This window comes from Agreia sp. Leaf244 (assembly GCF_001422695.1).
Classification (GTDB): domain Bacteria; phylum Actinomycetota; class Actinomycetes; order Actinomycetales; family Microbacteriaceae; genus Agreia.
Genome location: NZ_LMLX01000002.1, coordinates 453,408 through 479,848 on the forward strand (window position 1 = coordinate 453,408; position 26,441 = coordinate 479,848).

Sequence of the window (26,441 nt, forward strand, 5' to 3'; positions counted from 1 at the left end):
CGCCTCCAGGAGAAACCATGGCCATCACGCGCCGCATCCCCCTACTCGTGCTCGCCGCGACGACCGTGCTCGCACTGTCGGCCTGCGCCCAGTCGAACGGCACCACCTCGGAGGCGTCGACAGACGCACCGGCCACGGCATCCGCCGCACTGCCCGCGCCGTTCGACGGCGACCCGGTGAAGGTCGCCCTCGTGCGCCAGTCCGGAGCAGGCGACTACTTCGAGGCGTGGGGCGCGGGAGCCGCGACCCAGGCCAAGGCCGCCAACATCGACCTCACGGTCTCGGATGCGCGGAACGACAACGCGAAGCAGGCCAGCGACCTCGAGCAGGCCATCGCATCCAAGCCCGACGCGATCATCGTCGACCACGGCAACACCGACACCCTGCAGCCGCTCGTCACCAAGGCCGTCGACGCCGGAATCCCCGTGGTCGTCTACGACCTCGCCCTGACCGACGCGACCGGCGTGGTCACGACCTCGCAGTCCGACGAGTCGATGGCCTCGGGCGTTCTCGACCAGCTCATCGACGATGTCGGAGACGGCGCCAAGGTCGGCTACGTCTCGGCCACGGGCTATGCGGCCCTCGACCGCCGCGACGTGGTCTGGAAGCAGTACGTCGCCGACCACAAGCTCGACGTGGTGTTCTCGACCGGCAAGGTCTCCGAGTCGACCGCGACCGACAACATCCCGCTCGTCGACGCCGCGCTCAAGCAGAACCCCGACGTGCAGGCCATCTTCGCCCCCTACGACGAGATCACGAAGGGTGTCGTTCAGGCGGTCACCCAGAACAACCTCGGCTCGAAGGTCAAGGTCTACGGCATCGACATCTCGAACGCCGACATCGAGGTCATCACGGCCGACGGCAGCCCCTGGGTCGCCACCTCGGCCACCGACCCCTCCGCCGTCGGCGCCGCCGTGGTTCGCTCGCTCGCCCTGAAGCTCGCCGGCCAGCTCGACGAAGACGACGTGCAGTTCCCGGCCAAGACGATCACGCAGTCGTTCCTCACAGACAACTCCATCGACAACGTCACCTCGCTGCGCGAGAAGGAGCCGAGCCTCGACCTCTCCGACCAGGTCACGGCAGACTGGCTTCCCGCCAACTCGTGATCGATTCGTCCATCCCCGAGGGAGGCGAGCTGGCGACGCTGTCGCCGGTCGTCTCCCTTTCGGGCGTCTCCGTGGCCTACGGCTCGAACGTCGTGCTCACCGACGTGACGCTCGACTTCTTCCCCGGCCGCATCACCGCGCTCCTCGGAGCGAACGGCGCGGGCAAGTCCACGCTCATCAAGGCGCTCTCGGGCGCCAACCCCCGATACTCCGGCGACATCGCGGTCGACGCAACCGTTCTGCACCTCTCCTCACCCGTTCTCGCGAAGACCCACGGCATCTCGACGGTGCACCAGAAGGTCGCCGACGGCATCGTTCCCGGCCTCTCGATCGCCGAGAACGTGGTGCTCGACGACCTCGCGAACGCCTCGCGTCACCCTCTCCGCAACACGAAGCAGTCGTTTCTCGACGCCCGCGCCGCCCTCGCCACCCTGGGCCTCGACTGGCCCGACTCCCTGCTCGCGCAGGACGCGGCCCGGCTCAGCATCTCCGACGCCCAGCTGCTCGTTCTCGCCCGCGCGCTTCGGGGAACGCCCCGCCTCCTCATCCTCGACGAGCCGACCTCGGCCCTCACCGCCGCCGAGGCCGACCGCCTCTTCGACGTTCTGCGCGCGCTGCGCGACACGGGCCTCTCCATCGTCTACGTGTCGCACCGCTTCGGCGAGATCGAGGCCCTGGCCGACCGCGTGGTCGTTCTGCGCGACGGGCTCGTGCAGCACAGTTCCGAGCGGCCCTTCGCCTGGAACGAGATCCTGCACGACATGCTGGGTCGCGCGACCGAGCTCGAACAGACGCGGGTGGATGTCCGCCGCGGCCAGGGCGTGGTCGCCCGGGTGAACGGCGTCCCCCTCCTTCCGGCCGCGGCTCCTCTCGACCTCGAGGTGCGCACCGGCGAGGTGCTCGGAATCCTCGGACTCATCGGGGCCGGCAAATCCGAGCTGGCCGAGCTGCTCGCGGGGCTCGCGCGCCCGGCATCCGGAAGCCTCGAGCTCGACGGCGAGCCCTACGCGCCGAAGCGGCCGTCCGACGCCCTGCGCAGCGGCGTCGTGCTCGTTCCCGAAGACCGCCAGCGGCAAGCCCTGCTTCCCGGCTGGTCGGTCGCCCACAACATCTCCATCCCGTTCCTCAAGATCTCGTCGGCGCTCGGCACCCTCCGTGTGTCACGCGAGACGTCGCGCGCTCGAGAGGTGATCGATTCGCTCGGCGTCGTCACCTCGGGACCGAACGCGTCGATCGACGACCTCTCCGGCGGCAACCAGCAGAAGGTGGTCGTGGGCCGGTGGCTCTCGGCGGGGCCACGCCTCGCTCTTCTCGACGAACCGTTCCGCGGGGTGGACATCTCGGCCAGGCGCGAGATCGGCGACAGGCTCAAGGAGCTCGTCGCGACAGGCGACGCCGGGGCGATCGTGCTCTCGAGCGACGTCGACGAGATCCTCGAGGTGGCCGACCGCATCATCGTTCTCGTGGCGGGGGTCGTCGAGCTCGACGCCTACGCCGACGAGACCGACAGGGCGAGCATCGTCGGGGCCTTCCTCGGCGCCCGCACCCGTGACCAGCGCAGCACGCACGACGAAGGACACCCGAAATGACCAGCGCTCCCCTCACCTCCAAGACCACGTCGATCGCCGAGCGCGGGGCCGCCTTCGTCGTGCGCTGGGGCTTCATCGGGGTGACGGTCGCCCTCATCGCGTTCTTCGTGATCACCGAACCCAACTTCCGCACCGTCGACAACGTGTTCGGCATGCTCAAATTCATCGCCCCCACGGCCATCGCCGGCCTCGGCGTGATGCTCGCGATCACCGTCGGAGGCATCGACCTCTCTGTGGGCGCCTCGGCCGGCTTCGCCGTGTCGATCGCCGCCTGGACGATGGTGATCGGCAATCAGGTCGGCGTCGTCGCGATCGGCGTCGTGCTGCTCGGCGGCCTCCTCATCGGCGGGCTCAACGCGTTCCTCATCGTCGTCGCCCGCATCCCCGACCTGCTCGCCACCCTCGCGACCTCGTTCGTGATCGTCGGGCTCAAGCTGCTGATCGTCGACGGCAAGTCGATCTCGTCGCAGATGTCGCTCTCCGACGGATCGACCGCCCCGGGCAAGTTCACCGCCGACTACCTGTGGCTCGACAGGGGCAGCCTCGGCCCTGTGCCCGTTCCGGTGATCATCTTCGTCGTCATCACGGCGCTGCTCTGGTTCATCCTCGAGCGCACCCGCTGGGGCCGCGCGCTCTATGCGGTCGGCGCGAACGCCGAGGCCGCCCGGCTCGCCGGCATCCGGGTTCAGCTGTACCGCACCGTCGCCTATATGGGCTGCGGCCTTCTCGCGTCGATCGCCGGCCTGCTGCTCGGGGCACGCATCGGGCAGGGCGACGTGTCGGCCGGCAACTCCCTGCTTCTGGATGCCGTCGCGGTCGCCCTCGTGGGCGTCTCGGTTCTCGGCATCGGCCGGCCCAATGCGTGGGGGACGGCGCTCGGCGCCATCCTCATCGCCGTGATGGTCACCGGATTCACCATGGTGGGCCTGCCCTACTACGCGCAGGACTTCGGCAAGGGAATCGTGCTGCTCATCGCGCTGCTGTTCAGCTTCACGTTCTCGCGCCGCCGCACCGTCGTGACGGCCGGCAGCACCACCTCGTCGTAAGAAACTTGTTGTCATGACCGATTTCAGCCAGCTCTCCGTCGACACCGTGGCCGCCTACCTGGCCCAGCGACCCGCGCTCGCCGCGCGCATCCGCACCGACGGGCCTCTCGACGTTGTCGAGGTCGGCGACGGAAACCTCAACCTGGTGTTCATCGTGCACGACGACTCCGGCTCGTCGATGGTGCTGAAGCAGTCGCTGCCGCACGTGCGCACCGACCCGAGCTGGCCGATGACCCGCGAGCGCAGCGCCCGCGAGGCCCTGGTGCTGCGAACCCACGAGGCGGCCGATGCCGAACACGTGCCCGCGCTGTACGACTTCGATTCCGCGCACTATGTGCTCGCCATCGAGGACCTCAGCGACCATGCCGTCTGGCGCGGAGAGCTGAACGAGGCTCGGGTGCACGGGTTCGCGGCGGCGGAGATCGGGCGATACATCGCGCGCACCGCTTTTCACACCTCGGTCTTCGGGCTCGACCCGCTCGAGCAGAAGAGGTTGGCCGCTGCGTCGATCAACCCCGAGCTGTGCCAGATCACCGAAGACCTGGTGTTCACGGAGCCGTACATCGACCACCCGCACAACGTCGTGCTGCCCGCCAATGAGCCCGACGTCGCCGCCCTCCGCGCGGACCGCGCGCTGCTGACCGAGATCGGCATCGCCAAGTACAGGTTCATGACGAGCGCGCAGTCGCTGATCCACGGAGACCTGCACACGGGATCGGTCTTCGTTCGCGACGCGTCCGACGGCGTCTCTGCTTCTGTTCGCGCCTTCGACAGCGAGTTCGGCTTCTTCGGGCCCACCGGCTTCGACCTCGGTGCGCTCTGGGGCAACTTCGTGATCGCGGCGGCCCGGGCGCTGGCGCTGGGCTCGCCCGATCGAGCGTCCGAGATACTCGCGCTGCCGGCGTCGCTGTGGACCGCCTTCGAGGCCGAGTTCCGGTCGCTGTGGCCGTCGCGGCTCGATCCGCGCGTCTGGGGCGACGAGGTGCTCGAGTCACTTCTCGCGGAGTTTCGGCAGGACGCCGCCGTCTACGCGGGGGCGAAGGCGATCCGGCGCATCATCGGCTTCGCCAAGGCCAGCGACATCGAGACGCTCGACCCCGTGCTGCGCGAGGGCGCGGCCCGCGGTGTGCTGCGCGCCGGCCGGGCGCTCGTCCTCGAGCGCCGGGCACTCGACACGGTCGAGGCGCTGTCGGCCGAGACCGCCGCGATCCTCGCCTCGACGGCCACCCGCTTCGAGTTCTGAGCGGCGGCGAAATCCGTTCAACAGGACGGATTGAAGTTCTCCGGCGAGTCGACCCAGTTTTCGACGGCGCGTCGCCGATTCATCCTGTAATACCCAGCTCGGCCAGGGACTCGACAGCCCCGTCGCCTAGGCTCGTCGGGTGGATGCACTGCTCGCGTTCTGGGAACGCGTAACGTCCCAGCAGCCCGCCCTCCCCGCAGCGGAGAGCTGGATCGCCATCGCCGTCGCGGCAGCGGTCGTGCTCTTTCCTCCGAGCTGGCGGCTCGCGCGTCACGCCGTGACCATCGCGCACGAGGCCGGCCACGCGCTCGTCGCGACCCTGACCGGGCGAAAGCTGTCGGGCATCCGGCTTCATTCGGACACCTCGGGGGTGACCGTCAGCCGCGGCCGACCTCGCGGACCCGCGATGATCGCCACCCTGCTCGCCGGTTACACGGCTCCCGCGATTCTCGGGCTCGGCGCATCGTGGATGCTCGGGGCCGGCTACGCGACCGGCATGCTGTGGGCGCTGCTGGCGGCACTCGTGCTGGTGCTCGTTCAGGTGCGCAACTGGTTCGGCCTGTGGAGCGTTCTCGTCTCGGGCGCACTCGTCTTCGCCGCGACCTAGCTGCTCGACGAGCGCTGGCGTGCACTCGTCGCCACCGCGGTCGTGGCGTTCATGCTGCTGGGCGCGTTGCGGGCCACGATCGAGCTGCAGCGCGTGCGACGCGGCGGCCGCGCCCGCAACTCGGATGCCGACCAGCTCGCACGCCTCACCCACATACCGGGCATCGTGTGGGTCGGGGTGTTCCTGGTCGTCGCCTTGGGCTGCGCCGTGGTCGCCGGCGCCTTCCTCGGCCTGACGCCCCTTCCGAGCATCGCGGACTGAGCCGACTCCAGGTCGCGGCGACTACCGCCTGGCGAGCGCGATCTGCAGCAGCGCCTCGGTGAGCTCGAGGTGCCAGCGCGCCTGGCGCAGGTCTCGGCCCCAGGCGTAGATGCCGTGGTCGGCCACGATCAGGGCGGGCACATCGTTCTCTCCCGAGGCGGGCCGCACGTAGAGCGCTTCGAACGCGTCGCCGAGCACGGTCATGTCCTGTCCGTTGGAGATCACGGGAATCGTCACCGTCTCGCCGTGCGCCGAGTGCCCGATGCCCTTCAGCATCTCCAGGTCGCGCAGCACGACGCCCTCGGGCCAGTGGTGCCCCGCGGTCACCGCGGCGAGCGCGTGAACGTGAACGACCGCTCCCGCACCTGTGACTGCGGCAATGCGCGCGTGCAGCCCGGCCTCGGCGGAGGGGCGCTGCTCCGATCCGCCCTCGCCGAGCACCCCGATGCCGTCGGCGTCGACGACCACGATGTCGGCCGGCGTCAGTTCGCCCTTGTCGAGACCGGATGCCGTGACTGCCAGGCGAAGCGGGTCACGCCCGAGCGTCACCGACAGGTTGCCGGCCGTTCCGGGCATCCACCCTCGCGCGGCGAAGCGCGCACTCTCGGCGGCGAGCGAGGCGCCGGCACGGTCGAGCACCTCGGCCGTCACGGGCCCCTGGTCGAAGGCGCTGTCGAACACGCTCATGGCGCCGTGACCTCGACGTGCTCGAACGACGAGACCACGGGGGCGGTTCCGAAGTCGGCCCCGAAGAACGGCTCGCCCTCGCGCGAGAAGGCGACCACCTGCCATCCGGCGTTCTGGGCGGCGCGCACCTCGTCGGGGTTGTCGGTGAAGAAGACGATCTCGCCCGCGCCGACGCCGAGCCGCGCAGCGATGGTGTCGTACGACGATGCCACCTTCTTGGGGCCGGCGTTGACCGTGTCGAAGTAGTCGGTGATCAGGGGCGTGAGGTCGCCGTCGGGCGAGTGCCGGAACCACGGCACCTGCGAGGTGACCGAACCCGACGAGAAGACCGCGATCTGCACGCCGTTCGCGTGCCAGGCGCGCAGACGCGGGATCACGTCTTCGAAGAAATGCGAGTTGATCTCGCCGCGGCGGAAGCCCTCGGCCCAGATCTGACCCTGCAGCGTCTTGAGCGGGGTGGCCTTCACGTCCTGCGCCATCCAGTCGTGCAGCACGCCGACGACCTGCTCCGTGTCGGCGCCCGACGGCAGCCCGGCGTCGGCGATCGCCTGGGCGCGCGCCTCGGCGACGGCGGCATCGTTCGCGTGCGCGTCGAGCCAGCTCTGCAGGCGGGGGCGCGCATAGTCGTAGAGGTCGCCCAGGATGAACCCGGCGGCGCTCGTGGTGCCCTCGAGGTCGACTACGAGCGTGCGTGCGGTCAGCGAGAGGGATGCGGTGTCGGTCACGGTGTTGCTCCTGGGTTCTCGGGCGAAGTCGGGTCGTCGGTGAGGGTGAGGGGCACGGCCGTTCCGGTCACGATCCAGTGCCGGGCCGTGTCGAAGACGGCGCGCTGGGCGACGGGCGCGGCGCCGGATGGCAGGCTCTCGAGGTCGGCGGCGTGCGACCAGCCGGCCACCCGGCGCATGGCCTCGACGCCGGCGAAGCGCCAGGCATCCGAGCGCACGCTCTCGAGAAAGTCGTCGTCGAACGAGGCCGAGTCGTCGTCGTCCCAGACGTCGACGAAGGCCTGCCAGCTCGCCTCGATCGCGTCTTCGCGGGCGGCGGCGAGACCCTCGTGGCCAGCGGCCCGAGCGGCGATGGATGCAATGGCGAGGTTCGACCAGAACAGCCCGAGATCGAGACCGATCGGCCCCACGAAGCTGAACTCCGGGTCGAAGACGGTGACCTTCTGGGTCTTCTCGGGCGCCGTTCCGATCATCACGGATCCCGAGTGCAGATCGCCATGCAGCAGGGCCTGGGAGGCGTTCTCGAAGCGGTCGCGCACCAGCGCCACGCCGGCCTGCACCTCAGCGTCTTCGTAGAGGGCGGCAACGCGCTCCGCAAGCGACGGATGCCACCAGTTGTGCTCGTGCTCGCGGAACGGCTCGTCGAGCACCACCTCGGTGGTCAGGCGGCAGAGCTCGGCATTGGCGGAGGAGGCGACGAGCTCGGCGTGAGCCGACGCGCCCAGAACCTGCACGCTCGTCGCCAGGCTGAGCTCGCCCACGAAGCGGCCCACCACGTCGCCGACCGCGCCGTAGTCGATGTAGGCGACGGCCCGCCCGGCCGTCGCATCCTGCACCTGGCGCACCAGCTCGTCGCGAAGCACCTCGAGGGCCGACAGGTCCTCCATGACCATCACGAAGCGGTCGAGGTCGACGTGCACGATCGAGGGCACCGCATCCGGAACCAGCCGACCCAGCAGCTCGTATGCCCGCGCCTCGGCGCCGATGCGCGCCGGGTCGATGGGCCACTCGGGCCCGGCAGCCTGCACGAAAGGCGGCGCCTGCTTCACGGCGACGCTGCCGAGCGGGCCCGCCGCGATGAACACGCGGTTCATGTTGCCGGCGGTCACCTCGCGCACGGTCACGTCGCCAGGATCGCCGGCGAGCGAGCCGAGCAGACCGACGTGAGAGAGGTAGCCCACGACCTCGTCGCGATTCGTGAGCAGGGCGTAGTCGAAGGTCACGAGTTCTCTCCGGCGAAGTAGTCGGCGATGCTGCCGGGGGCGAAGTCGCCGCGGTCGGTCACGATGCGGGTGACGAAGCGAGGCGGGGTCACGTCGAAGGCCGGGTACCACGCGTCGGTCACGAGACCGGATGCCGTGCGCGTTCCCAGCGTCGACAGCACCTCGGCCGGGTCGCGGTCCTCGATCACGATGTCGGCGCCCGACGCGAGCGTCGCATCCGGAGTCTGCACCAGCGCGTAGAACGGAACGTCGAAGGCGTTCGCGGCGATCGCCAGGCCCAGGGTTCCGACCTTGTTGGCGATGCTGCCGTCGAGACTGACCCGGTCGGCGGCGGTGACGAGGGCGTCGATGGGGCCGAGCGAGGAGCCCGGCGCGAGGGCGGCCGCGCCCATTCCGTCGGTGATGAGGGTGACGTTCTGGCCGAGCTCGCGCAGCGTGTGGGCGGTGAGTCGGGCGCCCTGCAGGTAGGGGCGGGTCTCGGTGGCGACCCAGTCGTAGTGCTTGCCGGCCTCGTTCGCGGCGCCGACGAGCTCGATCAGGTAGGAGTCCATCCAGCAGTGCGTGAGGATCTTCGCGCCGTCGGGCAGCAGAGCGACCGCGTGCCGGGCGAGGCGGCGGCTGCGCTCGTGGTACTCGTCGAGGCCCTCTCGTACGGCGGCGATGGCTCGCTCTACGAGTTCCGCCGTGGTGGTAGCCTCCTCGATCGCGTGCAGCACGAGATCGACGGCCTCGCGCGGGTGCCCGTTGGTGGGCCGGGCCGTGGCGAGCGCGTGGCCTGCGGCGGCGAGGGATGCGCGTGCCGCGTCGACCGTGAGGCCGCGGGCCTGCAGGGCGGCGAGTTCGAGGCCCGCATAGGCCGCATAGAGGGGGCCAGAGCTCTGCGTGACCATCGCGCGGATCGCCTCGGCGACCTCGAGGGGCGTCTCCGCCCGCACCCATTCGGTGTGCTCGGGAAAGACGCGGCGATCGAGAATGAGCACGGCGTGCGCGCCCGAGCGCTCGTCGCTGACGAGGCGCACGGAGTCGTCGAGCGTCGCGACGGGCTGCCTGGCCCCGGCGCGCCTCGGCTCATCGATGTGGGTCACACGCGCTCCTAGCTTCAGGGGAAAGCCCCCATCGAGGATACCGAGCTTTGGCGTCGGTCTTGCCGTCGCGTGGCGCACTGCCCCCTGGCCGCGTGCGTTCGGCCGCTACCGGAACATGGCACTGAAGATGCCGTACAAGACGATGAGCACGGGGATGACGAGGACGATCTGCCACAGATTCGAGCGACGCGCGAGGCGTCGACCCTGGCTCGCGACACCCGTTCGGCGCGCCGAGTACGGCACGGCGTCGCTCTTCCCCGTCGCCGGCGCATCGACCTCGATCCGGTCGTCCCTCCAGCGCTCCCACTGCGCAATCCGGCGAGAGAACACCTCGACGGCCGAGAACACCTGCTGCCAGCGCGCGGGCTCGAGCGTCGAGACTTCGTCGGGGCTGTAGATGAACAGGTAATCGTCGATGATCTCGATGTCGAAGAGAGCGGCGCTGTCGATCATGCGGGCCATGATGTCGGGGGTGAACAGATACAGGGCGTCCGCCTCGTAGCCTTCGGGGCAGTAGAGCGCGAAGTGGCGGTCGAAGTCTCCCTCGAGCGACAGCTGCTGCCTGGAGGCCAGCGCCTGCGGCAACGACGACGTGCCCCAGGAGTTGTTCCGTTGGGCGTCGAGAACGATGTGGGGCAGCGGCGTGTTCAGCCGGAGTGCGACATAACCCCAGCGATACTCCCTGCGGCTCTTCCCGGAGCCGGTCGCCAGCGTGTGATTGGCGACGACGAACGACGGGTCGCCCTCGTTTCGCACGAGGTCGGCCGAGAACGCCGACGTCTCGCCCTGCCGAGCGAAGATCATGCCGGGCAGCCGCGGACCATCCTCCCTCGCCGCATAGGTGAACGAGTTCGCCTCGGCGAAGCGGTGGATGCGGAACTGCCTCACGCCGTTGCGGCGCCACACCGACCGCACGAAGAGCACGATCCCGATGAGCGGCATCACGAGGAACGGCACGGCCCGTCCACCCAGATCGAGCGAGCTGAGGTCGTCGCCGAACGACCAGTCTCGGTCGAAGGCGATCAGCAGCACGGGGAACAGCAGGATCACGGCGACGGGTAGAAGGAGCGACACGATCCCCGGTCGAACCGAGGAGGGAAGCGTGCGGCGAAACGCTCGGAGCTCGCGGTGGTCGATGGGGGCCGTCAGCGGGCTGGTATCCAACATCACCCGCACCACCATACGGCGCTCCTCCTCCACAGGCGTCGATCTTGTCGCTCCATCCACGGGGCAAATCCCTGATCACACGTGAAATGGACGAATCGACCCAGTGTCGGTGGCTACTGTTTGACTTCTCGTATGGACCTCCTCGACGCATCTCTCGGCGACATCGCCGCGCGCCTCAGGCAGCTCCTTGACGACGACCGTGCGGCGGTCGGCGCTGACGGCTCTGGTGACGCGCTGCTCGACACGGCCCACGACTGGGAGGCCATCGGCCGAGCCGGCGACGCCGCCCGCACCTGGATCGCCGCAGAGATCGCACACGAGTCCCGCCGCGAACTCGACACCTCGGGCCTCACCTACCGACACGGGTTCTCCTCGGCGAAGAAACTGCTCGCGGCCACAACGAATGTCTCCGAGCGCACGGCAGGGTCGCGCATCGCCTTCGGCCAACGAATCCGTTCGTCCGTCTCCATCTCAGGTACCCCGAATCCGAGTTTCTTCCCCGTGGTCGAGTCCGCGTTCTTCGCGGGCGACCTCGGCGTCGATACGGCTGCGGCGATCTGCCGCACCCTCTCCGAGGTCGTGAACCGCACCGGCTGGTCAGACGCTACCGATCAGGCAGAGAGACACTTGGTCGAGGCCGCGATCGCCACCATCGGCGGCGCTGGCACTGACGCGGCTTCCGATTCCGACGTGGATGCGCTGGCGAGGGCGCCGAGGCTGTACACGGTCGAGGAGATCACTCGGCTGGCGATCCGCATACGCGAGCACCTCGACCCCGACGGAGCAGAACCCCGAGACGCCGTCAAGCAGTCACTCCGCGGCTTCAGTCGCCCGAAAGTCGGAGCCGACGGCATGGCGCGCGGAAGGTACGCCCTGCCGCCACTGCAACTGGGCGTCTTCCTGGCCGCGGTCGACTCGATTCTCAGCCCGCGCACGCCTGACCCCACAGAACCTCGCACCGGCTCAGAGCCGACAGATTCGGATGCGGGTCGGGATGGCGAGCCCGGAACATCGATCTCAGACGCCGACGCCGCCGTCGACCCGCGAACTACGGAGCAGAAGCTTCTCGACGCGGTCATGACTCTCATCGACATGGCTGCAGCATCCCCGGCCGCATCACGTCTCAATGGGTCGGCCCCCACGGTGAACGTTCATGTCACGCTGGCCGACCTCGAATCGGGCCGTGGAGTGGGATGGATCGATGGCAGCACCGAACCGATACCGATCAGCGCTGTGCACCAACTCCGCTGCGACGGCGACATCATCGCCACCCTGTTCGGAGACCACGGCGAGATCCTGAAGCACGGAAAGACCCACCGATTGGCCTCCCGACGACAACGCAGAGCCCTCGCCGCCCGAGACGGCGGCTGCGTGATGCCGGGATGCACCGCTCCGCCGTCGCGATGTCAGGCCCACCACGTCACCCCCTGGGTGAGCGACTCCTTTCTTGCCGGGCGCACCGACATCGGCAATCTGGCGTTGCTCTGTCCGTTCCATCACTCCACGATTCACACATCTGCGTGGCAACTCGAGATGATTCACGGCACACCGCATGTCAGACCACCCACCTGGCTCGACCGCCAGCGAACACCACGACCGACCGACCAGCGACGAACGGGCCGGCCGTGGTGAAGCGGGGCATTCCACAGGCTCAGGGTCCTTCGACCGGCTCAGTGCCCTTCCACAGGCTCAGGGAACGATGTTGTAGTTGTCGAGCCTGGTCCTTTCAGCCCCCGCCCTACGATGGAACAACCCCACCACGAGCACCGATGGAGAGCAGCACATGCCCACGAGCAAGAAGCGATCGAGCGCGAAGAAGCGCACCGGGGTGTCCCGCTCCGTCGGCACCTCCCCCACAGCGATCTCGGCCCTGACCCTCGCATTCGGCAGCTGGTACAAGACGCACGCGGAGGGGCTCGACGACCACCCGACGCCCGAGGCCATGCTCGCCTCCTTCTCTCGCACCGCCTCGATCACCGCAGCCCTTCCCGGCAAGCGCACCCTCGCGCATCCGGTGCCCGACACCCTCGACGCCCTGCTCGACCACTTCGACGAGGCCGACGACACAGAGCTCGACGATCCCATCTGGGAGGGCGCCTCGGTCGTCGATGTGCTCGACCACCTGCTCGACTTCCTCATCGAGACCGAACGGTGGACGGGCACGACCGCCGAGCTCGAGGAGAGCTCCGAGATCGTGCACGAACTGATGGGCGACGAGGGCGGAGCCGCGTCGGGCTTCTTCACGCTCCTGGTCGAGAGCCTCGAGACCGTGCAGGCCGCCCCGGTCGATGCGCAGCTCGCGTCCCTCGATCGCTGGGCACCGATCTCCGCGATCGCTCCCTTCCTCGACTGGATCGGGGCCGAGAAGACCCTCACGGCGACCGGAGCGCTGCGCACGGCCGACATCTCCGTCGCGACCTCCATGCTGGGCCTGCCCGAGCACCGTCAGGTTCCCGGCGGCAGCATGTGGGACTCGCAGCCGCTCTCGGCCTGGTGGTACGCCCTCCACGAGACCCGCATAGTCACTACCGAGGGCACCGCACTGCGACCGGGGCCGGGCGTCGATGGCCTCGACGCCCTCGGCGCCGACAGCGCCGACAGCACCGACAGCGCCGACGGCGACACGGCACTCGAGCTGCGCGTGGAGTTCATCCGCCACTACCTCACGTGGTGGCTCACCAAAGAGCTGGATGCCGATACCGAGCTGGGATCGGAGGTCACGATCCGGGTCATCGGCCAGCTCTGCGTTGCCCTGTCGCCCGAGCTGCTGCCCGGAGCATCCGTCGACGCACTCAACCTCGTCTTCGACGACGCACGGCCCGACCACGACGACCCCGACGACGAAGGACTGTTCGGCGACGATGATGAGGAGCTCTCGGCCGAGGTGCACCGGCTGTCGAACGAGTACGCCTCCGAGCGCACGATCGCGGTGCTGGGCGAGCTCGCCGCCTCGGGAGCGCTGGCCGAGTCACCCGTCGCGACCGGGGGCATCCGTTATGCCGTCGAACCCGACCGCGCGCACGCCTTCGCGAAAGCCCTGCAGCAGGCCATCGGCGGCTTCGTCGACGACGAATGACCGCCCTCGTTCCCTGAGCCTGTCGAAGGGGAGCCTGTCGAAGGGCGTTTCGACAGGCTCAACGAACGGGGCGGCTCACGGATCGAAGCGAACGGGGCGGCTCACTCGGCGAAGCGGTCGGTCGCCTCGATCAGCGCGTCGAGAATTCCCGGCTCGTCGAAGGCGTGGCCCGCGTCGGCAATGAGACGGAACTCGGCCTCGGGCAGGGCCCTGTGCAGATCCCAGGCGGTGACGGCCGGAGTGCACAGGTCGTAGCGACCCTGAACGATCACGGTCGGAATCTCGCGCAGCACACCGGCGCGGGCGAGGAGCTGGCCATCCTCCATCCAGCCCTCGTTCACGAAGTAGTGATTCTCGATGCGCGCGAACGCGAGCGCGTAGGTGGGGTCGGCGAACGCCGCGACCAGTTCGGGTCGCGGCAGCAGGGTGATGGCGGATGCCTCCCACGTCGCCCACGCGACGGCTGCCGGCCCGTGCACGGTCGGGTCGGGGTCGTTGAGCAGCCGGTGATACGCCCGGATGAGCGCGCCCCGCTCCTCGACCGGCACCGGCGCGAGGAAGCCTGGCCACAGATCGGGCAGCACCTCGTTCGCCCCGGCTCCCTCGTAGAACCAGGCGAGCTCGGAGCGACGGAGCGTGAAGATCCCGCGCAGCACGAGCTCGGTCACGCGCTCGGGGTGCGTCTCGGCGTACGCGAGCGCGAGGGTGCTGCCCCACGAGCCACCGAACACCTGCCAGCGATCGACCCCGAGGTGCTCGCGCAGTCGTTCGAGGTCGTCCACGAGGTGCCACGTGGTGTTCGCTGCGAGATCGAAGGAGGCGTCGCTGGCGTGCGGCAGGCTGCGTCCGCACCCGCGCTGGTCGAGCACGACGATGAGGTAGCGGCGGGGATCAAAGAGGCGCCGGTGGGCCGGGCTCGAGCCTGCGCCAGGACCTCCGTGCAGGAACACCACGGGCTTGCCGTCGGGGTTTCCGGAGGTCTCCCAGTAGATCGACTGCCCGTCGCCCACCTCGAGGAGGCCGGAGTCGAACGGATCGATGTCGGGGTAGAGGGTGCGCATGCTCTCGATCTTAGGGAACCCGTTCCCTGAGCTCGTCGAGGCGTCGGAGCTAGCGCCCCACGAGGCCCGTCTCGTAGGCGAGGATCACGGCCTGCACCCGGTCGCGCAGCTCGAGCTTCTGCAGAATCCGGCCCACGTGGGTCTTCACCGTCGACTCCGACAGCACGAACCTCGCGGCGATCTCCATGTTCGACAGGCCCTCGCCGATCGCGATGAGCACCTCGAGCTCGCGTTCGGTGAGCACGGCCAGCCGAGAAGCCGAGGCCGCCTGCGCGGCCCCGCCCGGCGCATCCGGAAGGCTGTCTCCGAACATCGTGAGCAGCTCTCGGGTGATGCGCGCCGACACGGCCGCGTCGCCCGAGGCGACCGCCCGGATCGCCGAGGTGAGCTCTGCGGGCCGCGCGTCTTTCAGCAGAAAGCCGCTCGCACCCGCGCGCAGGCCCGCGAACGCGTACTCGTCGAGGTCGAAGGTGGTGAGGATGATGATGCGGCTCGCCGGCTGCTCCCGCACGATCTCGCGCGTCGCCTCGATGCCGTCGAGCACGGGCATGCGCACATCCATGAGGATCACATCGGGTCGCAGGCTGCGGGCCTGCCGAATGGCGTCACGGCCGTCGCCCGCCTCGCCCACCACCTCGAACCCGGGCTCCGACTCCAGCACCATGCGCATACCCACGCGCAGCAGGGCCTGGTCGTCGACGAGCAGGATGCGCACGGTCGGGTGATCGACGGGGGCAGCGGAATCGGGGGCGAAGGTCATGTGGCCGGGCTCTCTGGGTGGGAAGGCGAGGTGGTCGGTTGCGGTGCAGCCGAGGGGATGCGTGCGTGCACTCGCCAGCCGCGCGGTTCGACCGGCCCGGCCTCGACGGTGCCGCCGTAGAGGGCGACGCGTTCGCGCATGCCGATGAGCCCGCGGCCGGAGCCCATCGAGGCGGACATCGCCGCGGCGCCGGCCGAGCCTCCAGCCGCACCTCCAGCCGCACCGCCGACCGAACCGCCGGCCGAGCCGCTGGCCGCCTGCGCGAGCCCGTCGTCGCGGACGGTCACCTCGGTCAGACCCGGAGTCGTGAAGTCGACGACCGCCTCGACCCGCGACGGTGTGCGGGCGTAGCGCAGCGCGTTCGTCAGAGCCTCCTGCACGACCCTGAACACGGTGAGCTGGGCCACCGAGTCGTCGTGCACGGCGCCTGACACGGTCAGGGTGATCGGCAGCCCCGCGGCGCGGTACGAGTCGACGAGGGGACGCAGTTCGTCGAAGGTGGGCTGCGGCGCCAGCGGGACGGCGGCCGACGACCCTCCGGCGGGCTGGTCGCCCGAGGCCTCGGTGAGCACGCCGAGCACCCGGCGCATGTCGGTCAACGACGTGCGGCCGATCTCGGAGACGTGCCCCATCGCATCCATGGCCCTGCCGGGGTCGCTCGTCGCGGCCCGTGTCGCGCCGTCGGCCAGCGCGATCATCACGGTGAGGCTGTGGGCGACGATGTCGTGCATCTCGCGGGCGATGCGCGCGCGTTCGGATGCCGTGGCCAGCTGCGCCTGCGCGTCTCGCTCGCGAGCGAGTTGGGCCGCGCGGGCGAGGAGCGCATCCATGTACCGTGCCCGGTTGCCCACCGTGATGCCGATGAGGGTGGCGATCACGAAGATCATGCCGTAGCCGAAGAAGGCGACCAGCAGCACGGCGACATCGAGCAGGCCCCCGACGACGGCACCGAGGGTGGCTGCGGCGGTTCCGATGATCGTCCAGAGCCACGCCGATCGCGCCGATCGGTAGACCGCGAGCGCGTAGAGCGCGATGACCAGGGCGATGCCGCCGACCGAGGAGCCCGTGTTCCCGGGGAACACGGCCACCATGAGGGCGCACGAGACGGCGGCCAGGATCCGGGGGATGAAGCGGCGGAACAGGATCGCGGCGGTGGTGCCGAGCGACAGAAGGGCCGACACCAGGGTCGCCGGCAGCGGCACTTGACTCGACGAGGCCACCACCGAGCCGATCGAGGCGTAGTAGAACACCCCCATGAGAACGGCGTCGATGATCCACGGATTGCGTCGGAAGAACGTGCGGATGAAGCCGGGCGGCTTCGGGAGGCCCAGCCCCTGGGGGTCGTAGTCCTCGGCCCTGCGCGGCCTCATGACGCGCGACGATCCAGCCTGGGCCGGGGGCACCATGGCTGGATCGGTCGACACGAGTGCTACGCGTCCCTTCGCTTCATCAGAACGGCCGCGGGAATCAGGGTCACCGCCACCCATCCGAGCATAACCAGCAGCGCCTGCCACGGCTCGAAGGTCGAGCCCGTGTAGTACAGACTCTGGCCCGCCGTTCCGGGCAGCCAGCTCGCCACGACCCCGGCCCACTCGGCGGGGATCAACTGGAAGATGGTGGGAACCACGAGCAGCAGTCCGAGGCTCGCGGCGATTCCGCCCGCGGTCGAGCGCAGTGCCGCGCCGATGCCGAGCGAGATCAGCCCGATGAACACGAGGTAGCCCGCGGCTCCGAAGAACGACAGCCAGAGGCTCGGCTCCAGTGGTGCTGCCTCGACGCCGTTGCCGGCGAGGATCGGCATGGTGACGATGTAGCTGATCACGATGGCGACGAGCGCCACCACGAAGGTCGCGACCGCGAACACCAGCGCCTTGGCGGCGAGAACGGGAAGCCTGTTGGGCACCGCCATGAACGACGAACGGATCTGACCCGTGGAGTACTCGCCGCTGATGACGAGCACGCCGAGCACCGCGATCACGAGCTGGCTGAACAGCACTCCGAGCGTCGAGATGCTCACGGCGGCCTGGGTCACCTGCTGGGTCGTCGGCTCGGTCGCCATCGGGCTGGTCGTGAGCGCGAAGAGCACCGCGATGCTCACCTGGATCAGAACGATGATCGAGAACGACCACCAGGTCGATCGCAGGCTGCGCAGCTTGATCCACTCGCTGCGCACGATGCCGGGAGCGCTGAGACCCCGGTTCGACGCGTCGATGTGGCTCGAGCGGGCGAGGGCGGGTTGGGCAAGGGTACTCATCGGACGACCTCCGGGGTGACGGACTGGGTGTGATATTCGACTTCGTCGGCGGTGAGGCGCAGGTAGGCCTCTTCGAGCGAGCCGGTGACGGTGGTCAGCTCGTGCAGCACAAGACCGTTGGATGCGGCGATGCCGCCGATGGTCGCCGCCGAGACGCCGGCCACGTCGAGCGTCGACCCGCTCGCGGAGGTGACCTGCACATCCGGGGCGGCGAGCAGCCGGGCGAGCTCGGCCGCCTGGGGGCTCGAGACGCGCACGGACGTGACCGCGCCCTGGCCGACGACGTCGGCGACCGGGGCGTCTGCGATGACGCGGCCTCGGCCGAAGACGATGATGTGATCGGCGGTCATGGCCATCTCGCTCATGAGATGGCTCGACAGCAGCACGGTACGCCCCTCGGAGGCGAGGTGCTTGAGCAGTCCACGCACCCACAGCACGCCCTCGGGGTCGAGACCGTTGATGGGCTCGTCGAGGATGAGGGTCTGCGGGTCGCCGAGCAGGGCGGCGGCGATACCGAGGCGCTGCCCCATGCCGAGCGAGAACCCGCCCACGCGCTTGCCGGCCACGGCCTGCAGGCCGGTGAGGTCGATGACCTCGCGCACCCGGGCCGCTCCGATGCCGTGGGTGGCTCCGAGGGCGAGCAGGTGGTTGTAAGCCGAGCGGCCCGAGTGGATGGCCTTCGCGTCGAGCAGGGCTCCGACCTCGTGGAGGGGGGCGGAGTGCTCGGCGTAGAAGTGGCCATTCACGCGGACGCTGCCCGACGTTGGCCGGTCGAGCCCCACGATCATGCGCATCGTGGTGGACTTGCCCGCGCCGTTGGGGCCGAGGAGGCCCGTGACCTTGCCCGGCCGCACCGTGAACGTGGCGGCATCCACCGCTGTTCGTTGGCCGTAGCGCTTGGTGAGGGACTGTGCTTCGATCATGTCGATCTCCTGTCGATTCACGTCTGTACGTCTGTGTTCGTGTACAAGCAGACGTGGAGGAGGCCGACCCTCCTCCACTTCTTCGAGGTTAGAAGTGGACGGAGTGTGGCGAATCGCCCGAGAGGACGGTCTTGACCGGAGCGTGTCGTACCGGGGTACTACCTCGGCCCGCGACGACTACGCCGCCCGCGCCATGAGTTCGAGCGTGTCGATCACCCGGTTCGAGAAGCCCCATTCGTTGTCGTACCAGGCGACCACCTTGATGTGCCTGCCGTCGACGCGGGTGAGGGCGGAGTCGAAGATCGCCGACGCCGGCTGGTCGACGATGTCGCTCGAGACGAGCGGCTCCTCGGAGTAGTCGAGGATGCCCGCAAGCGCGCCCGCTGCGGCGGTGCGGTAGGCGGCGAGAACCTCGTCGCGGGTGACGTCGCGCGAGACGGTCGTGTTGAGTTCCACGATCGATCCCACCGGAACGGGCACGCGGATCGAGTCACCCGAGAGCTTTCCCTCGAGATTCGGCAGCACGAGCCCGATGGCCTTGGCGGCACCGGTCGTGGTGGGCGCGATGTTCACGCCCGCGGCCCGTGCACGCCGCAGGTCGCGGTGCGGACCGTCCTGCAGGTTCTGCTCCTGCGTGTAGGCGTGCACCGTCGTCATGAAGCCGTGCTCGATTCCGGCCAGGTCGTCCAGCACCGCGGCGAGCGGCGCGAGGGCGTTGGTCGTGCACGAGGCGTTGGAGACGATCACGTGGCGCGCCGGATCGTAGGCACCGGTGTTCACGCCGAACGCGAGCGTCACGTCTGCGCCGTCCGAGGGTGCACTCACCAGCACGCGCTTGGCGCCGGCCGCGAGGTGCGCTCGGGCGGCGTCGGCGGAGGTGAACCGACCTGTGGCCTCCAGAACGATATCGACACCCAGCTCGGCCCAGGGCAGGGCGGCGGGCTCGCGTTCGGCGATCACCCGGATGCGATGACCGTCGACGAGCAGGTCGGTCCCGTCCACCTCGACGGCGCGGTCGAAGCGACCGTGCGCGCTGTCGTACTTGAGCAGGTGGGCGAGCGAGTCAGGGGCGGTGAGATCGTTGATGGCGACGACCTCGAGCGCGCTGTCGCGGTCGAGCAGAGCGCGCAGGGTGTTGCGCCCGATACGGCCGAATCCGTTGATGGCAATGCGAGTCATGGAAGGTTCCTTTCATTCCGCCTCCCATGTTCGGCGGGCCGGCGCACCTTCACCAGTGGCTGGAACGACGCGACTCGAAAGGATCTCGCCACACGCGGGATACGACCTCAGGCGGAGAAGGTGTGACGGTATTCGGTCGGCGACGTGCCCAGGATGCGTCGGAAGTGCAGCCGCAGATTGGCTCCGGTTCCCAGCCCCACCCGGGCGGCGATCTGTTCGACGCCGAGATCGGTGCTCTCGAGAAGCTCACGGGCGACATCGACCCGTGCCCGCAGCATCCACTGCATCGGCGTGTAGCCGGTGTCTTCGACGAAGCGGCGCGAGAAGGTGCGCGCGGAGACCCGGGCGTTGCGGGCGAGCATGTCGAGGGTGAGCGGATCCGCGAGGTGGGCCAACACCCACTCGCGAGTGGTCGCGAAGAGGTCGCCGAGCGGCTCGGGCACACTGCGTGGAACGTACTGCGACTGCCCGCCGCTTCGATACGGCGCCGCCACGAGACGGCGGGCGACGTGATTCGACAGCGCGACGCCGTGATCTCGGCGTACGAGGTGCAGGCACAGGTCGATTCCGGATGCCGCACCGGCAGACGTGAGCACATCGCCCTCGTCGACGAAGAGCACGTCCTCGTCGAGATGCACAAGCGGATGCTTCTTCACCAGCGCCCGCGTGTAGTGCCAGTGGGTGGTCGCCCGCTTGCCGTCGAGCAGCCCGGTCGCCGCGAGAGCGAACGCCCCGGTGGAGATCGCAGCGAGCCGCGCGCCCCGCTCGTGGGCGGCCAATAGCGCGTCGAGCACGTGAGGCGGCGGATCGATCTGGGCGGGCATCCGATAGCCCGGCACGAAGATCGTGTCCGCCTGCGTGAGGGCCTCCAGCCCATCGGCCACGTGATACGAGAGCCCGTCTCCACCTGTCACCAGGCCCGGAGCCGCTCCGCACACCCGCACGTCGTAGGGCATGCTCGGGCGGTTCGAGAAGACCTGCGCCGGTATGCCGACGTCGAGCGGCTTCGCCCCCTCGAGCACGAGCACGGCGACGCCGTGGTTGTTGCTGGTCATGTTCCCAGCTTGCCCCCTTCGACAGGCTCAGGGAACGAGGGTGTTGGTGCGCTGAGGGGGCGGCGAGGCGCTAGATGCGCTCCTTCTGCTTCTTCGAGAGGGTCTTCTCGTCGATGGGGGCCTCGCCGCTCGCGCGCTGCTCGGCATAGTAGTCGCGCGCCTCCCTCTGGCGCTCGGCCTCGGCGCCCGTGGCGATCGACGCGCGGATGTGCTCGGGGCCGTACCCGAAGGCATCCACCAGGTCTTGGGCGTGCGGCCGCAGGCGCGCGATCAGGCGGTCGATGTACGCCGTCACCGCCTGCGCGCGCTTCGGCGAGAGCCTGCCGTTGATGAGGTACCAGGCCAGGTGCTTCTCGATGAGCCCGAGGCCGAAGAGGTCGCGCACCCAGGTGAGCACGATACGGGTTCCCTCGTCGTCGATCTCGTCGAGGGCGTCGGTGAACGCCTCCCACTGCAGCAGTTCGGCGTGAGCCCTGGCCGCGTCGATGACGGCGCTCTGGTTGGCGTTGAACAGGTCTGCGGCGACCTGCTTCGACGACTTGGTTCCCGGGCGCAGCCTGCCGGCCACCTCGGCCACCATCGTCTCGACCCGGTCGGTCAGCAGGGCACGCTGCGCACCGGTCTCGCGCAGCTGTTCGACGCTGCGGGCCACGGATCCGCGGTCTGACAGGTTCTGCGCGAGGGTGCGCAGTCCCGTGCCGCTGACCGTGCGATCGGCGGCCTGCTCCACGACGTAGCGCGCGAGCACGCCGACATCGGCCTTGGCGAAGCGGCGGCTGTAGTCGGTGAGCAGGCGCTTGGCCACGAGCTGCAGCAGCACATGGTTGTCGCCCTCGAAGGTGGCGTACACGTCGAGGTCGGCCCTGAGCCCGACCAGGCGGTTCTCTGCAAGGAATCCCGCGCCGCCGCAGGCCTCGCGGGCCTCCTGCAGCGTGTCGAGCGCGTGCCAGGTGGAGAGGGGCTTGAGCGCGGCGGCGAGGGTCTCGAGATCCTGGCGGTCGGCGTCGGTGTCGGTCGCGCCCGAGAAGACGCCGTCGAACTTCGTGAGCAGCTGCTCGTGGGCGAAGCTCGCCGCGTAGGTTGTGGCGATCAGCGGAATCAGCCGGCGCTGGTGCACCTGGTAGTCGAGGATCACCTCTTCGTCGGTGTCGCTGCCTGCCGTGAACTGCCGGCGCTCGTTGCCGTAGCGCACGGCGATCGCGAGCGCCACCTTGGCCGCGGCGACCGAGGCGCCGTCGAGCGAGACGCGGCCCTGCACGAGGGTGCCCAGCATCGTGAAGAAGCGGCGGCCCGGGCTCTGGATGGGCGACGAATACGTGCCGTCGACATCCACATCGCCGTAACGGTTGAGCAGGTTCTCGCGCGGGATGCGCACGTCGGTGAAGTGCAGGCGCCCGTTGTCGATGCCGTTGAGGCCGCCCTTGAGCCCGTCGTCTTCACCGCCGACGCCGGGCAGGAACTGACCGTCGGCGTCGCGCAAGGGAACGTAGAAGGCGTGCACGCCGTGGTTGATGCCCTCGGTGATGAGCTGGGCGAAGAGCACGGCCGCGGTGCCGTGCACGGCGGCGTTACCGAGGTAGTCCTTCCACGCGCCGCGGAACGGAGTGTCGATCACGAACTCCTGGCTGCCCACATCGAAGGTCGCCGTGGTGGCGATCGCGGCGACGTCGGAGCCGTGCCCCGTCTCGGTCATGGCGAACGCCCCCGGAACCTCGAGGCTCATGATCGCGGGCAGGAAGGCCTCGTGGTGGTACTGCGTGCCGAGGTGCAGAACTGCGGCGCCGAAGAGGCCCCACTGCACGCCCGACTTGATCTGCAGGGAGGGGTCGGCGGTGACCAGCTCTTCGAAGCCGGCGATGTTGCCGCCGTGGTCGTCTTCTCCGCCGAGGCTCTTCGGAAAGGCCTTGTGCACTCCCCCGTGCTCGACGAGCAGCTCGAGCTGGTGGAAGACGGTGTCGCGGTGCTCTTTCAGCGACTGGCCGTCGACCCGCTGCATCTCGGGTCTGCCGGTCAGCTTGCGGGCGGCGATGCGCGCATCCGCCCAGGTGCCCAGCAGGTACTGGCCGAGCGCGGCCGTGTCGATGCGGGCATCCGCCTTGTCGATCGCCATGCCGGTCGTCGTCTCGTCGAGCTTCTCGCTCTCCTCGATCCGGTCTGCAAGCTGGATCGAGCTGTCGCCGCTCGTCTCGTTCTTCACCGCGTCCACCATCATTGGCCTCTTCCGTGCTGTCGTGACTTCTGCATCCACGCTACGAGCGCCCGAGCGAGCACGACAATCGACCGTCCCTGCCCTACAAACAGTGCTCGCAGACCGAGGCGGCGCGTTGATGATGTCTACAGCCGAACGCCCGGAACGCAGGCGCTCCCCCACAACGTCACGACGCCATCGATCAGGTGGCCGACACCTCGACGAGACGCGCCTCGCGTCGCCGCGCCGCGACATCCACCGTGGTGGCCGCGATGAGCGCGATACACAGCACGGCCACGCCGGGCGCGACGAGGTCGATCGCCGCGTTGAGCCCCAGGGCCGTCGCCAGTGCACCGGCGACGACCGCCGTGATGGCCTGCAGCAGATACGAGAACAGGTAGAGCAGCGAGAGCGTTCCGCCGCGGTGCTCGGGAAGAGCGGTGCGGTTGAGCAGTGTCAGCCCGCCGGTGAAGACGAAGGAGTAGCCGACCCCGCCCACGATGCACCAGACCACGAACAGGGCGATCGAGCCCTGCGCGGCCGTGAGTTCCATCACGCCGAGGCCCGCGATGCTGATGACCGCACCCGCGATCAGGGAGACGTGTGCCGGAACCCTCTGCAGCAGGAGCGCGGTGACGCCGATCGCCACCGACGAGATGGCGAGCAGGGCGCCGACGATCAGCAGGTTCGTCGTGCCGGTGAGGTCCCTCGCCATCGACGACCCCAGCGACAGGAAGATCGCCCCCACGCTGTAGGCCACCACCACGCCCAGCGTCGAGGCGATGAAGGTGCGCAGCAGAGACCGGGGCACGTGGATGCCCGACGGCTTCCAGCGCGCGGGCCGCCCGTCGGGGCCGACGGCGCGCGGCGGGTTGTCGCGGCGCATGAACCACACCACGGCGAAGGCGAGACCAGCGAGAACGAACAGCACCCAGAAGCTGAGCTGCAGCGGCCACGGTGCGTACTGGGCCAGGCCCCCGCTTACGAAGAGCACGAGGGTCAGCCCTGTCGATGTCGACACGGTGGTGAGCACCGACGCGAAGCGAGGGTTCTTCGAGAGGTTGTTCTCGACGAGCGCGGCACTGGCCGCGCCGAGGGCGAAGCCTGTTCCGACCCCCTGCAGTACTCGGCCCGCGAAGAGGAAGCCCACGTTCGGGGCGACGGCGAAGACCAAAGCCGACGCCACGATCAGGCCCACTCCGATCAGCATGGCCCGCCTGCGGCCGATCGAGTCGGAGATGCCCCCGGCGAGGAGGAGTACGAGCAACAGGGCGACCGGGTAGGTGCCGAAGATCGACGTGGTCACCACCGGAGAGAGATCCCACTCCGCGGCGTAGCTCGGGTACAGCGTCGACGGGGCGCCGCTGGCCCAGAGGCAGAGGGCGAGCACCGAGGCGGCGGCCCAGAAGCTGCCCCTCTTGCCCCACTGTCGGCGGGTGCGAGCGGGTGCGGTCTCGGAAGCGGTCATTTCGCCACCATACCCGCCTGACTTGGAATTTCCAATTCAGATGCGGAAGACGTATCGTGGGGCCATGCCGCACGCATCCGCCACCCAACCCCGCTGCTCGATCGCCCGCACCATGCAGGTGCTCGGCGAGAAGTGGACGGTGCTGATCGTGCGCAGCGCGTTCCAGGGCGACAGCCGGTTCTCCGAGTTCCGCGACAGGCTCGGCGTTCCCACCGACGTGCTCTCGGCGCGGCTGACGACCCTGGTGGATGCGGGCATCTTCGAGCGCCGCAGCTACAAGGAGGCCGGCTCGCGTGAGCGGTCGAGCTACCACCTCACGGAGGCCGGATCCGAACTCAAGAAGGTGCTCGCCGCCCTCAGCGAGTGGGGAACCGCCCATCGGGCCAGCGAGTTCGGGCCCAGCGTGCTCTACGTCGATGGCAACTCAGACGAGGTGTCCGTCGAATTCGTGTCGGCCTCGGGCTCGACCCTCGAATGCGCCGACGTAGCGATGGTTCCCGGGCCGGGTGCGACGACGACCTGGTAGCCGACCGCCGGCCGACGCGCAGTCGAGACCCCGTGGCCCGGGGCTACTTCAGTTCCTGCCTCGGGAATACGACCTTCTGAATGATGATGATCGTCGACGCGGCCACCGGGATGGCGACGAGAGCCCCGAGGATGCCGCCGAGCGTGCCGCCGGCGACCGCCGCGATCACGACGACCGCTCCGGGAACCGAGACCGCGCGGTTCATGATGCGCGGGCTGAGGAAGTAGGCCTCCACCTGCATGTAGATCAGGTAGTAGATCAGCGCGACGAGTGCGGTCAAGGGCGACGCGAAGAGGCAGGTCAGCACGATGATGAGCGACCCCGTGAGGGTTCCGACGAGGGGAATCAAGGAGAACAGGAAGGCGATGAAGGCGAGCAGCACGAACTGCGGCGCCCCGATGATCCAGAGGAAGATCGCGCTGAGCACGCCGTTCACGGCGGCGAGCGTGAACTGCCCCACGACGTAGCGACCGACTGCAGACGTGATGTCCTCCGACACGTCGATGAAGCCGGCGCGCTTGCTGGCCGGCACGAAGCGATAGGTGACGCGCTTGATCGAACGCAGCGACGCGAGGAAGTAGAGCGTGAGGATCAGCACGATCGTCGCGCCCGTCACTCCGCTGGCGACCCCGACGCCCACGGCCAGGATTCCGCCGCCGAGGCTCACGAAGTTGTTTGGATCGCTCACGAAGTCGGTCACGCTCTTGGCGATGGAGTCGAAGTCGACGACCCCGGAGAGCTGCTGCTCCACCGATTTCACGAAGTCGCTGTTGACCAGTCGCGTGGCGATGTCGGGAAAGTTGGTGATGAGATTGGAGATCTGGTCGACGATCACGGGGATGATCGTGAAGAGCAGACCTGCGAACCCGAGGATGACCGCCGCGAAGACCACCAGGATCGCCGCCCAGCGCGGAAGCTTCTTCTCGAGCCACGACACGAGGGGGTCGAGGCCCAGCGCGAGGAACAAGGCCACACCCACGTAGATCAGCACGGTCGTCAGCTGGCCGATGACCCCGCCGATGAGGATCGACACCAGCACGCCGAGACCCCCGACGAGCCCGATGCGGAACGCGTTGATACGGACGGGCGGGAGAGCGGTGCTGCCGGGGACGACGATGTCCGACTGCGGCTCTTGGATCGCGGCCCTGTGTCGTCTCTTGTTCCTCAGCATGCGAGCCCCCGTCTTGTCGTGTCGATCACGCTCACCCCACC

Annotated in this window: 22 protein-coding genes and 1 pseudogene; 8 read left to right on the top strand and 15 right to left on the bottom strand. The window is 69.0% G+C overall.

The window, feature by feature from the left end; genetic code table 11:
• Positions 1–17 precede the first annotated feature (17 nt).
• The 5 genes and pseudogenes from ASF06_RS07010 to ASF06_RS07030 all read left to right on the top strand — a co-directional run bounded on the left by ASF06_RS07010 (position 18) and on the right by ASF06_RS07030 (position 5,852).
• Complete coding sequence (locus tag ASF06_RS07010; protein WP_200920330.1) at positions 18–1,106, top strand: substrate-binding domain-containing protein; 1,089 nt, start codon at positions 18–20, stop codon at positions 1,104–1,106.
• Positions 1,103–2,695 (top strand): sugar ABC transporter ATP-binding protein, encoded by a 1,593-nt coding sequence (locus ASF06_RS07015; RefSeq protein ID WP_235500929.1) that lies wholly within the window; start codon positions 1,103–1,105, stop codon positions 2,693–2,695. Before ASF06_RS07010 ends, ASF06_RS07015 begins: the two co-directional genes overlap by 4 nt.
• Positions 2,692–3,741: an ABC transporter permease gene (locus ASF06_RS07020; RefSeq protein WP_055945043.1), complete on the top strand. Its 1,050-nt coding sequence runs from the start codon at positions 2,692–2,694 to the stop codon at positions 3,739–3,741. Before ASF06_RS07015 ends, ASF06_RS07020 begins: the two co-directional genes overlap by 4 nt.
• 13 nt (positions 3,742–3,754) lie before the next feature.
• Entirely contained in the window at positions 3,755–4,984 is a 1,230-nt protein-coding gene (gene mtnK, locus ASF06_RS07025) for an S-methyl-5-thioribose kinase (protein ID WP_055945046.1), read from the top strand.
• Between the two features lie 238 nt (positions 4,985–5,222).
• Positions 5,223–5,852, top strand: a pseudogene (locus ASF06_RS07030) (M50 family metallopeptidase).
• A gap of 21 nt (positions 5,853–5,873) precedes the next feature.
• On the opposite strand, the gene mtnB reads toward ASF06_RS07030, so the two are convergent.
• From mtnB to ASF06_RS07055, 5 genes are all read right to left on the bottom strand, one after another.
• Complete coding sequence (gene mtnB / locus ASF06_RS07035; protein WP_082500756.1) at positions 5,874–6,539, bottom strand: methylthioribulose 1-phosphate dehydratase; 666 nt, start codon at positions 6,537–6,539, stop codon at positions 5,874–5,876.
• Positions 6,536–7,264 (bottom strand): acireductone synthase, encoded by a 729-nt coding sequence (gene mtnC, locus ASF06_RS07040; RefSeq protein WP_055945049.1) that lies wholly within the window; start codon positions 7,262–7,264, stop codon positions 6,536–6,538. Before mtnC ends, mtnB begins: the two co-directional genes overlap by 4 nt.
• Entirely contained in the window at positions 7,261–8,487 is a 1,227-nt protein-coding gene (locus ASF06_RS07045) for a phosphotransferase (RefSeq protein WP_055945053.1), read from the bottom strand. Before ASF06_RS07045 ends, mtnC begins: the two co-directional genes overlap by 4 nt.
• Complete coding sequence (locus tag ASF06_RS07050) at positions 8,484–9,572, bottom strand: hypothetical protein (RefSeq protein ID WP_200920331.1); 1,089 nt, start codon at positions 9,570–9,572, stop codon at positions 8,484–8,486. Before ASF06_RS07050 ends, ASF06_RS07045 begins: the two co-directional genes overlap by 4 nt.
• 105 nt (positions 9,573–9,677) lie before the next feature.
• On the bottom strand, positions 9,678–10,742 hold the full coding sequence (locus ASF06_RS07055) for a hypothetical protein (RefSeq protein WP_442853927.1): 1,065 nt from the start codon (positions 10,740–10,742) through the stop codon (positions 9,678–9,680).
• Between the two features lie 129 nt (positions 10,743–10,871).
• Here ASF06_RS07055 and ASF06_RS07060 point away from each other — a divergent pair, with 129 nt between their 5' ends.
• Both ASF06_RS07060 and ASF06_RS07065 read left to right on the top strand, forming a co-directional pair.
• Positions 10,872–12,371 (top strand): HNH endonuclease signature motif containing protein, encoded by a 1,500-nt coding sequence (locus ASF06_RS07060; RefSeq protein ID WP_055945059.1) that lies wholly within the window; start codon positions 10,872–10,874, stop codon positions 12,369–12,371.
• A gap of 151 nt (positions 12,372–12,522) precedes the next feature.
• Positions 12,523–13,815 carry a hypothetical protein gene (locus tag ASF06_RS07065; RefSeq protein WP_055945063.1) on the top strand — a complete coding sequence of 431 codons (1,293 nt, stop codon included), beginning with the start codon at positions 12,523–12,525 and terminating at the stop codon, positions 13,813–13,815.
• Positions 13,816–13,916: 101 nt separating this feature from the next.
• On the opposite strand, the gene pip is transcribed toward ASF06_RS07065, so the two are convergent.
• The 9 genes from pip to ASF06_RS07110 form a co-directional block, all read right to left on the bottom strand.
• Entirely contained in the window at positions 13,917–14,876 is a 960-nt protein-coding gene (gene pip / locus ASF06_RS07070; protein WP_055945066.1) for a prolyl aminopeptidase, read from the bottom strand.
• A 49-nt stretch (positions 14,877–14,925) separates the two neighbouring features.
• On the bottom strand, positions 14,926–15,636 hold the full coding sequence (locus tag ASF06_RS07075; RefSeq protein ID WP_055945069.1) for a response regulator transcription factor: 711 nt from the start codon (positions 15,634–15,636) through the stop codon (positions 14,926–14,928).
• Positions 15,633–17,060, bottom strand: a complete 1,428-nt coding sequence (locus tag ASF06_RS07080; protein WP_162237687.1) for a histidine kinase — start codon at positions 17,058–17,060, stop codon at positions 15,633–15,635. The genes ASF06_RS07075 and ASF06_RS07080 overlap by 4 nt, the downstream gene beginning before the upstream one ends.
• Positions 17,061–17,065: 5 nt before the next feature.
• Positions 17,066–17,890 (bottom strand): ABC transporter permease subunit, encoded by an 825-nt coding sequence (locus ASF06_RS07085; protein WP_055945074.1) that lies wholly within the window; start codon positions 17,888–17,890, stop codon positions 17,066–17,068.
• Positions 17,887–18,813: an ABC transporter ATP-binding protein gene (locus tag ASF06_RS07090; RefSeq protein WP_055928090.1), complete on the bottom strand. Its 927-nt coding sequence runs from the start codon at positions 18,811–18,813 to the stop codon at positions 17,887–17,889. Before ASF06_RS07090 ends, ASF06_RS07085 begins: the two co-directional genes overlap by 4 nt.
• 177 nt (positions 18,814–18,990) lie before the next feature.
• Entirely contained in the window at positions 18,991–19,992 is a 1,002-nt protein-coding gene (gap, locus tag ASF06_RS07095) for a type I glyceraldehyde-3-phosphate dehydrogenase (protein ID WP_055945077.1), read from the bottom strand.
• 107 nt (positions 19,993–20,099) lie between these two features.
• Positions 20,100–21,047 carry a GlxA family transcriptional regulator gene (locus ASF06_RS07100; protein WP_055945080.1) on the bottom strand — a complete coding sequence of 316 codons (948 nt, stop codon included), beginning with the start codon at positions 21,045–21,047 and terminating at the stop codon, positions 20,100–20,102.
• A gap of 70 nt (positions 21,048–21,117) precedes the next feature.
• Positions 21,118–23,157, bottom strand: a complete 2,040-nt coding sequence (locus ASF06_RS07105; protein WP_055946248.1) for an acyl-CoA dehydrogenase family protein — start codon at positions 23,155–23,157, stop codon at positions 21,118–21,120.
• Positions 23,158–23,437: 280 nt separating this feature from the next.
• Positions 23,438–24,703, bottom strand: a complete 1,266-nt coding sequence (locus tag ASF06_RS07110) for an MFS transporter (RefSeq protein ID WP_055945083.1) — start codon at positions 24,701–24,703, stop codon at positions 23,438–23,440.
• Between the two features lie 64 nt (positions 24,704–24,767).
• Here ASF06_RS07110 and ASF06_RS07115 point away from each other — a divergent pair, with 64 nt between their 5' ends.
• The gene (locus tag ASF06_RS07115) at positions 24,768–25,229 is read left to right on the top strand and encodes a winged helix-turn-helix transcriptional regulator (protein WP_082500757.1); all 462 of its coding nucleotides are present in this window, start codon (positions 24,768–24,770) and stop codon (positions 25,227–25,229) included.
• 43 nt (positions 25,230–25,272) lie between these two features.
• On the opposite strand, the gene ASF06_RS07120 is transcribed toward ASF06_RS07115, so the two are convergent.
• A complete protein-coding gene (locus ASF06_RS07120; protein ID WP_082500758.1) occupies positions 25,273–26,400 on the bottom strand; it encodes an AI-2E family transporter in 1,128 nt (375 codons plus the stop codon).
• Positions 26,401–26,441 lie beyond the last annotated feature (41 nt).

Coding starts and splice junctions, on each gene's coding strand:
- ASF06_RS07100 (WP_055945080.1), bottom strand. CDS start 21,047: ATGACCAGCAACAACCACGGCGTCGCCGTGCTCGTGCTCGAGGGGGCG.
- ASF06_RS07085 (WP_055945074.1), bottom strand. CDS start 17,890: ATGAGTACCCTTGCCCAACCCGCCCTCGCCCGCTCGAGCCACATCGAC.
- ASF06_RS07060 (WP_055945059.1), top strand. CDS start 10,872: ATGGACCTCCTCGACGCATCTCTCGGCGACATCGCCGCGCGCCTCAGG.
- pip (WP_055945066.1), bottom strand. CDS start 14,876: ATGCGCACCCTCTACCCCGACATCGATCCGTTCGACTCCGGCCTCCTC.
- gap (WP_055945077.1), bottom strand. CDS start 19,992: ATGACTCGCATTGCCATCAACGGATTCGGCCGTATCGGGCGCAACACC.
- ASF06_RS07090 (WP_055928090.1), bottom strand. CDS start 18,813: ATGATCGAAGCACAGTCCCTCACCAAGCGCTACGGCCAACGAACAGCG.
- ASF06_RS07115 (WP_082500757.1), top strand. CDS start 24,768: ATGCCGCACGCATCCGCCACCCAACCCCGCTGCTCGATCGCCCGCACC.
- ASF06_RS07065 (WP_055945063.1), top strand. CDS start 12,523: ATGCCCACGAGCAAGAAGCGATCGAGCGCGAAGAAGCGCACCGGGGTG.
- ASF06_RS07105 (WP_055946248.1), bottom strand. CDS start 23,157: ATGGCGATCGACAAGGCGGATGCCCGCATCGACACGGCCGCGCTCGGC.
- ASF06_RS07010 (WP_200920330.1), top strand. CDS start 18: ATGGCCATCACGCGCCGCATCCCCCTACTCGTGCTCGCCGCGACGACC.
- ASF06_RS07020 (WP_055945043.1), top strand. CDS start 2,692: ATGACCAGCGCTCCCCTCACCTCCAAGACCACGTCGATCGCCGAGCGC.
- mtnB (WP_082500756.1), bottom strand. CDS start 6,539: ATGAGCGTGTTCGACAGCGCCTTCGACCAGGGGCCCGTGACGGCCGAG.
- mtnK (WP_055945046.1), top strand. CDS start 3,755: ATGACCGATTTCAGCCAGCTCTCCGTCGACACCGTGGCCGCCTACCTG.
- ASF06_RS07120 (WP_082500758.1), bottom strand. CDS start 26,400: ATGCTGAGGAACAAGAGACGACACAGGGCCGCGATCCAAGAGCCGCAG.
- ASF06_RS07075 (WP_055945069.1), bottom strand. CDS start 15,636: ATGACCTTCGCCCCCGATTCCGCTGCCCCCGTCGATCACCCGACCGTG.
- ASF06_RS07110 (WP_055945083.1), bottom strand. CDS start 24,703: ATGACCGCTTCCGAGACCGCACCCGCTCGCACCCGCCGACAGTGGGGC.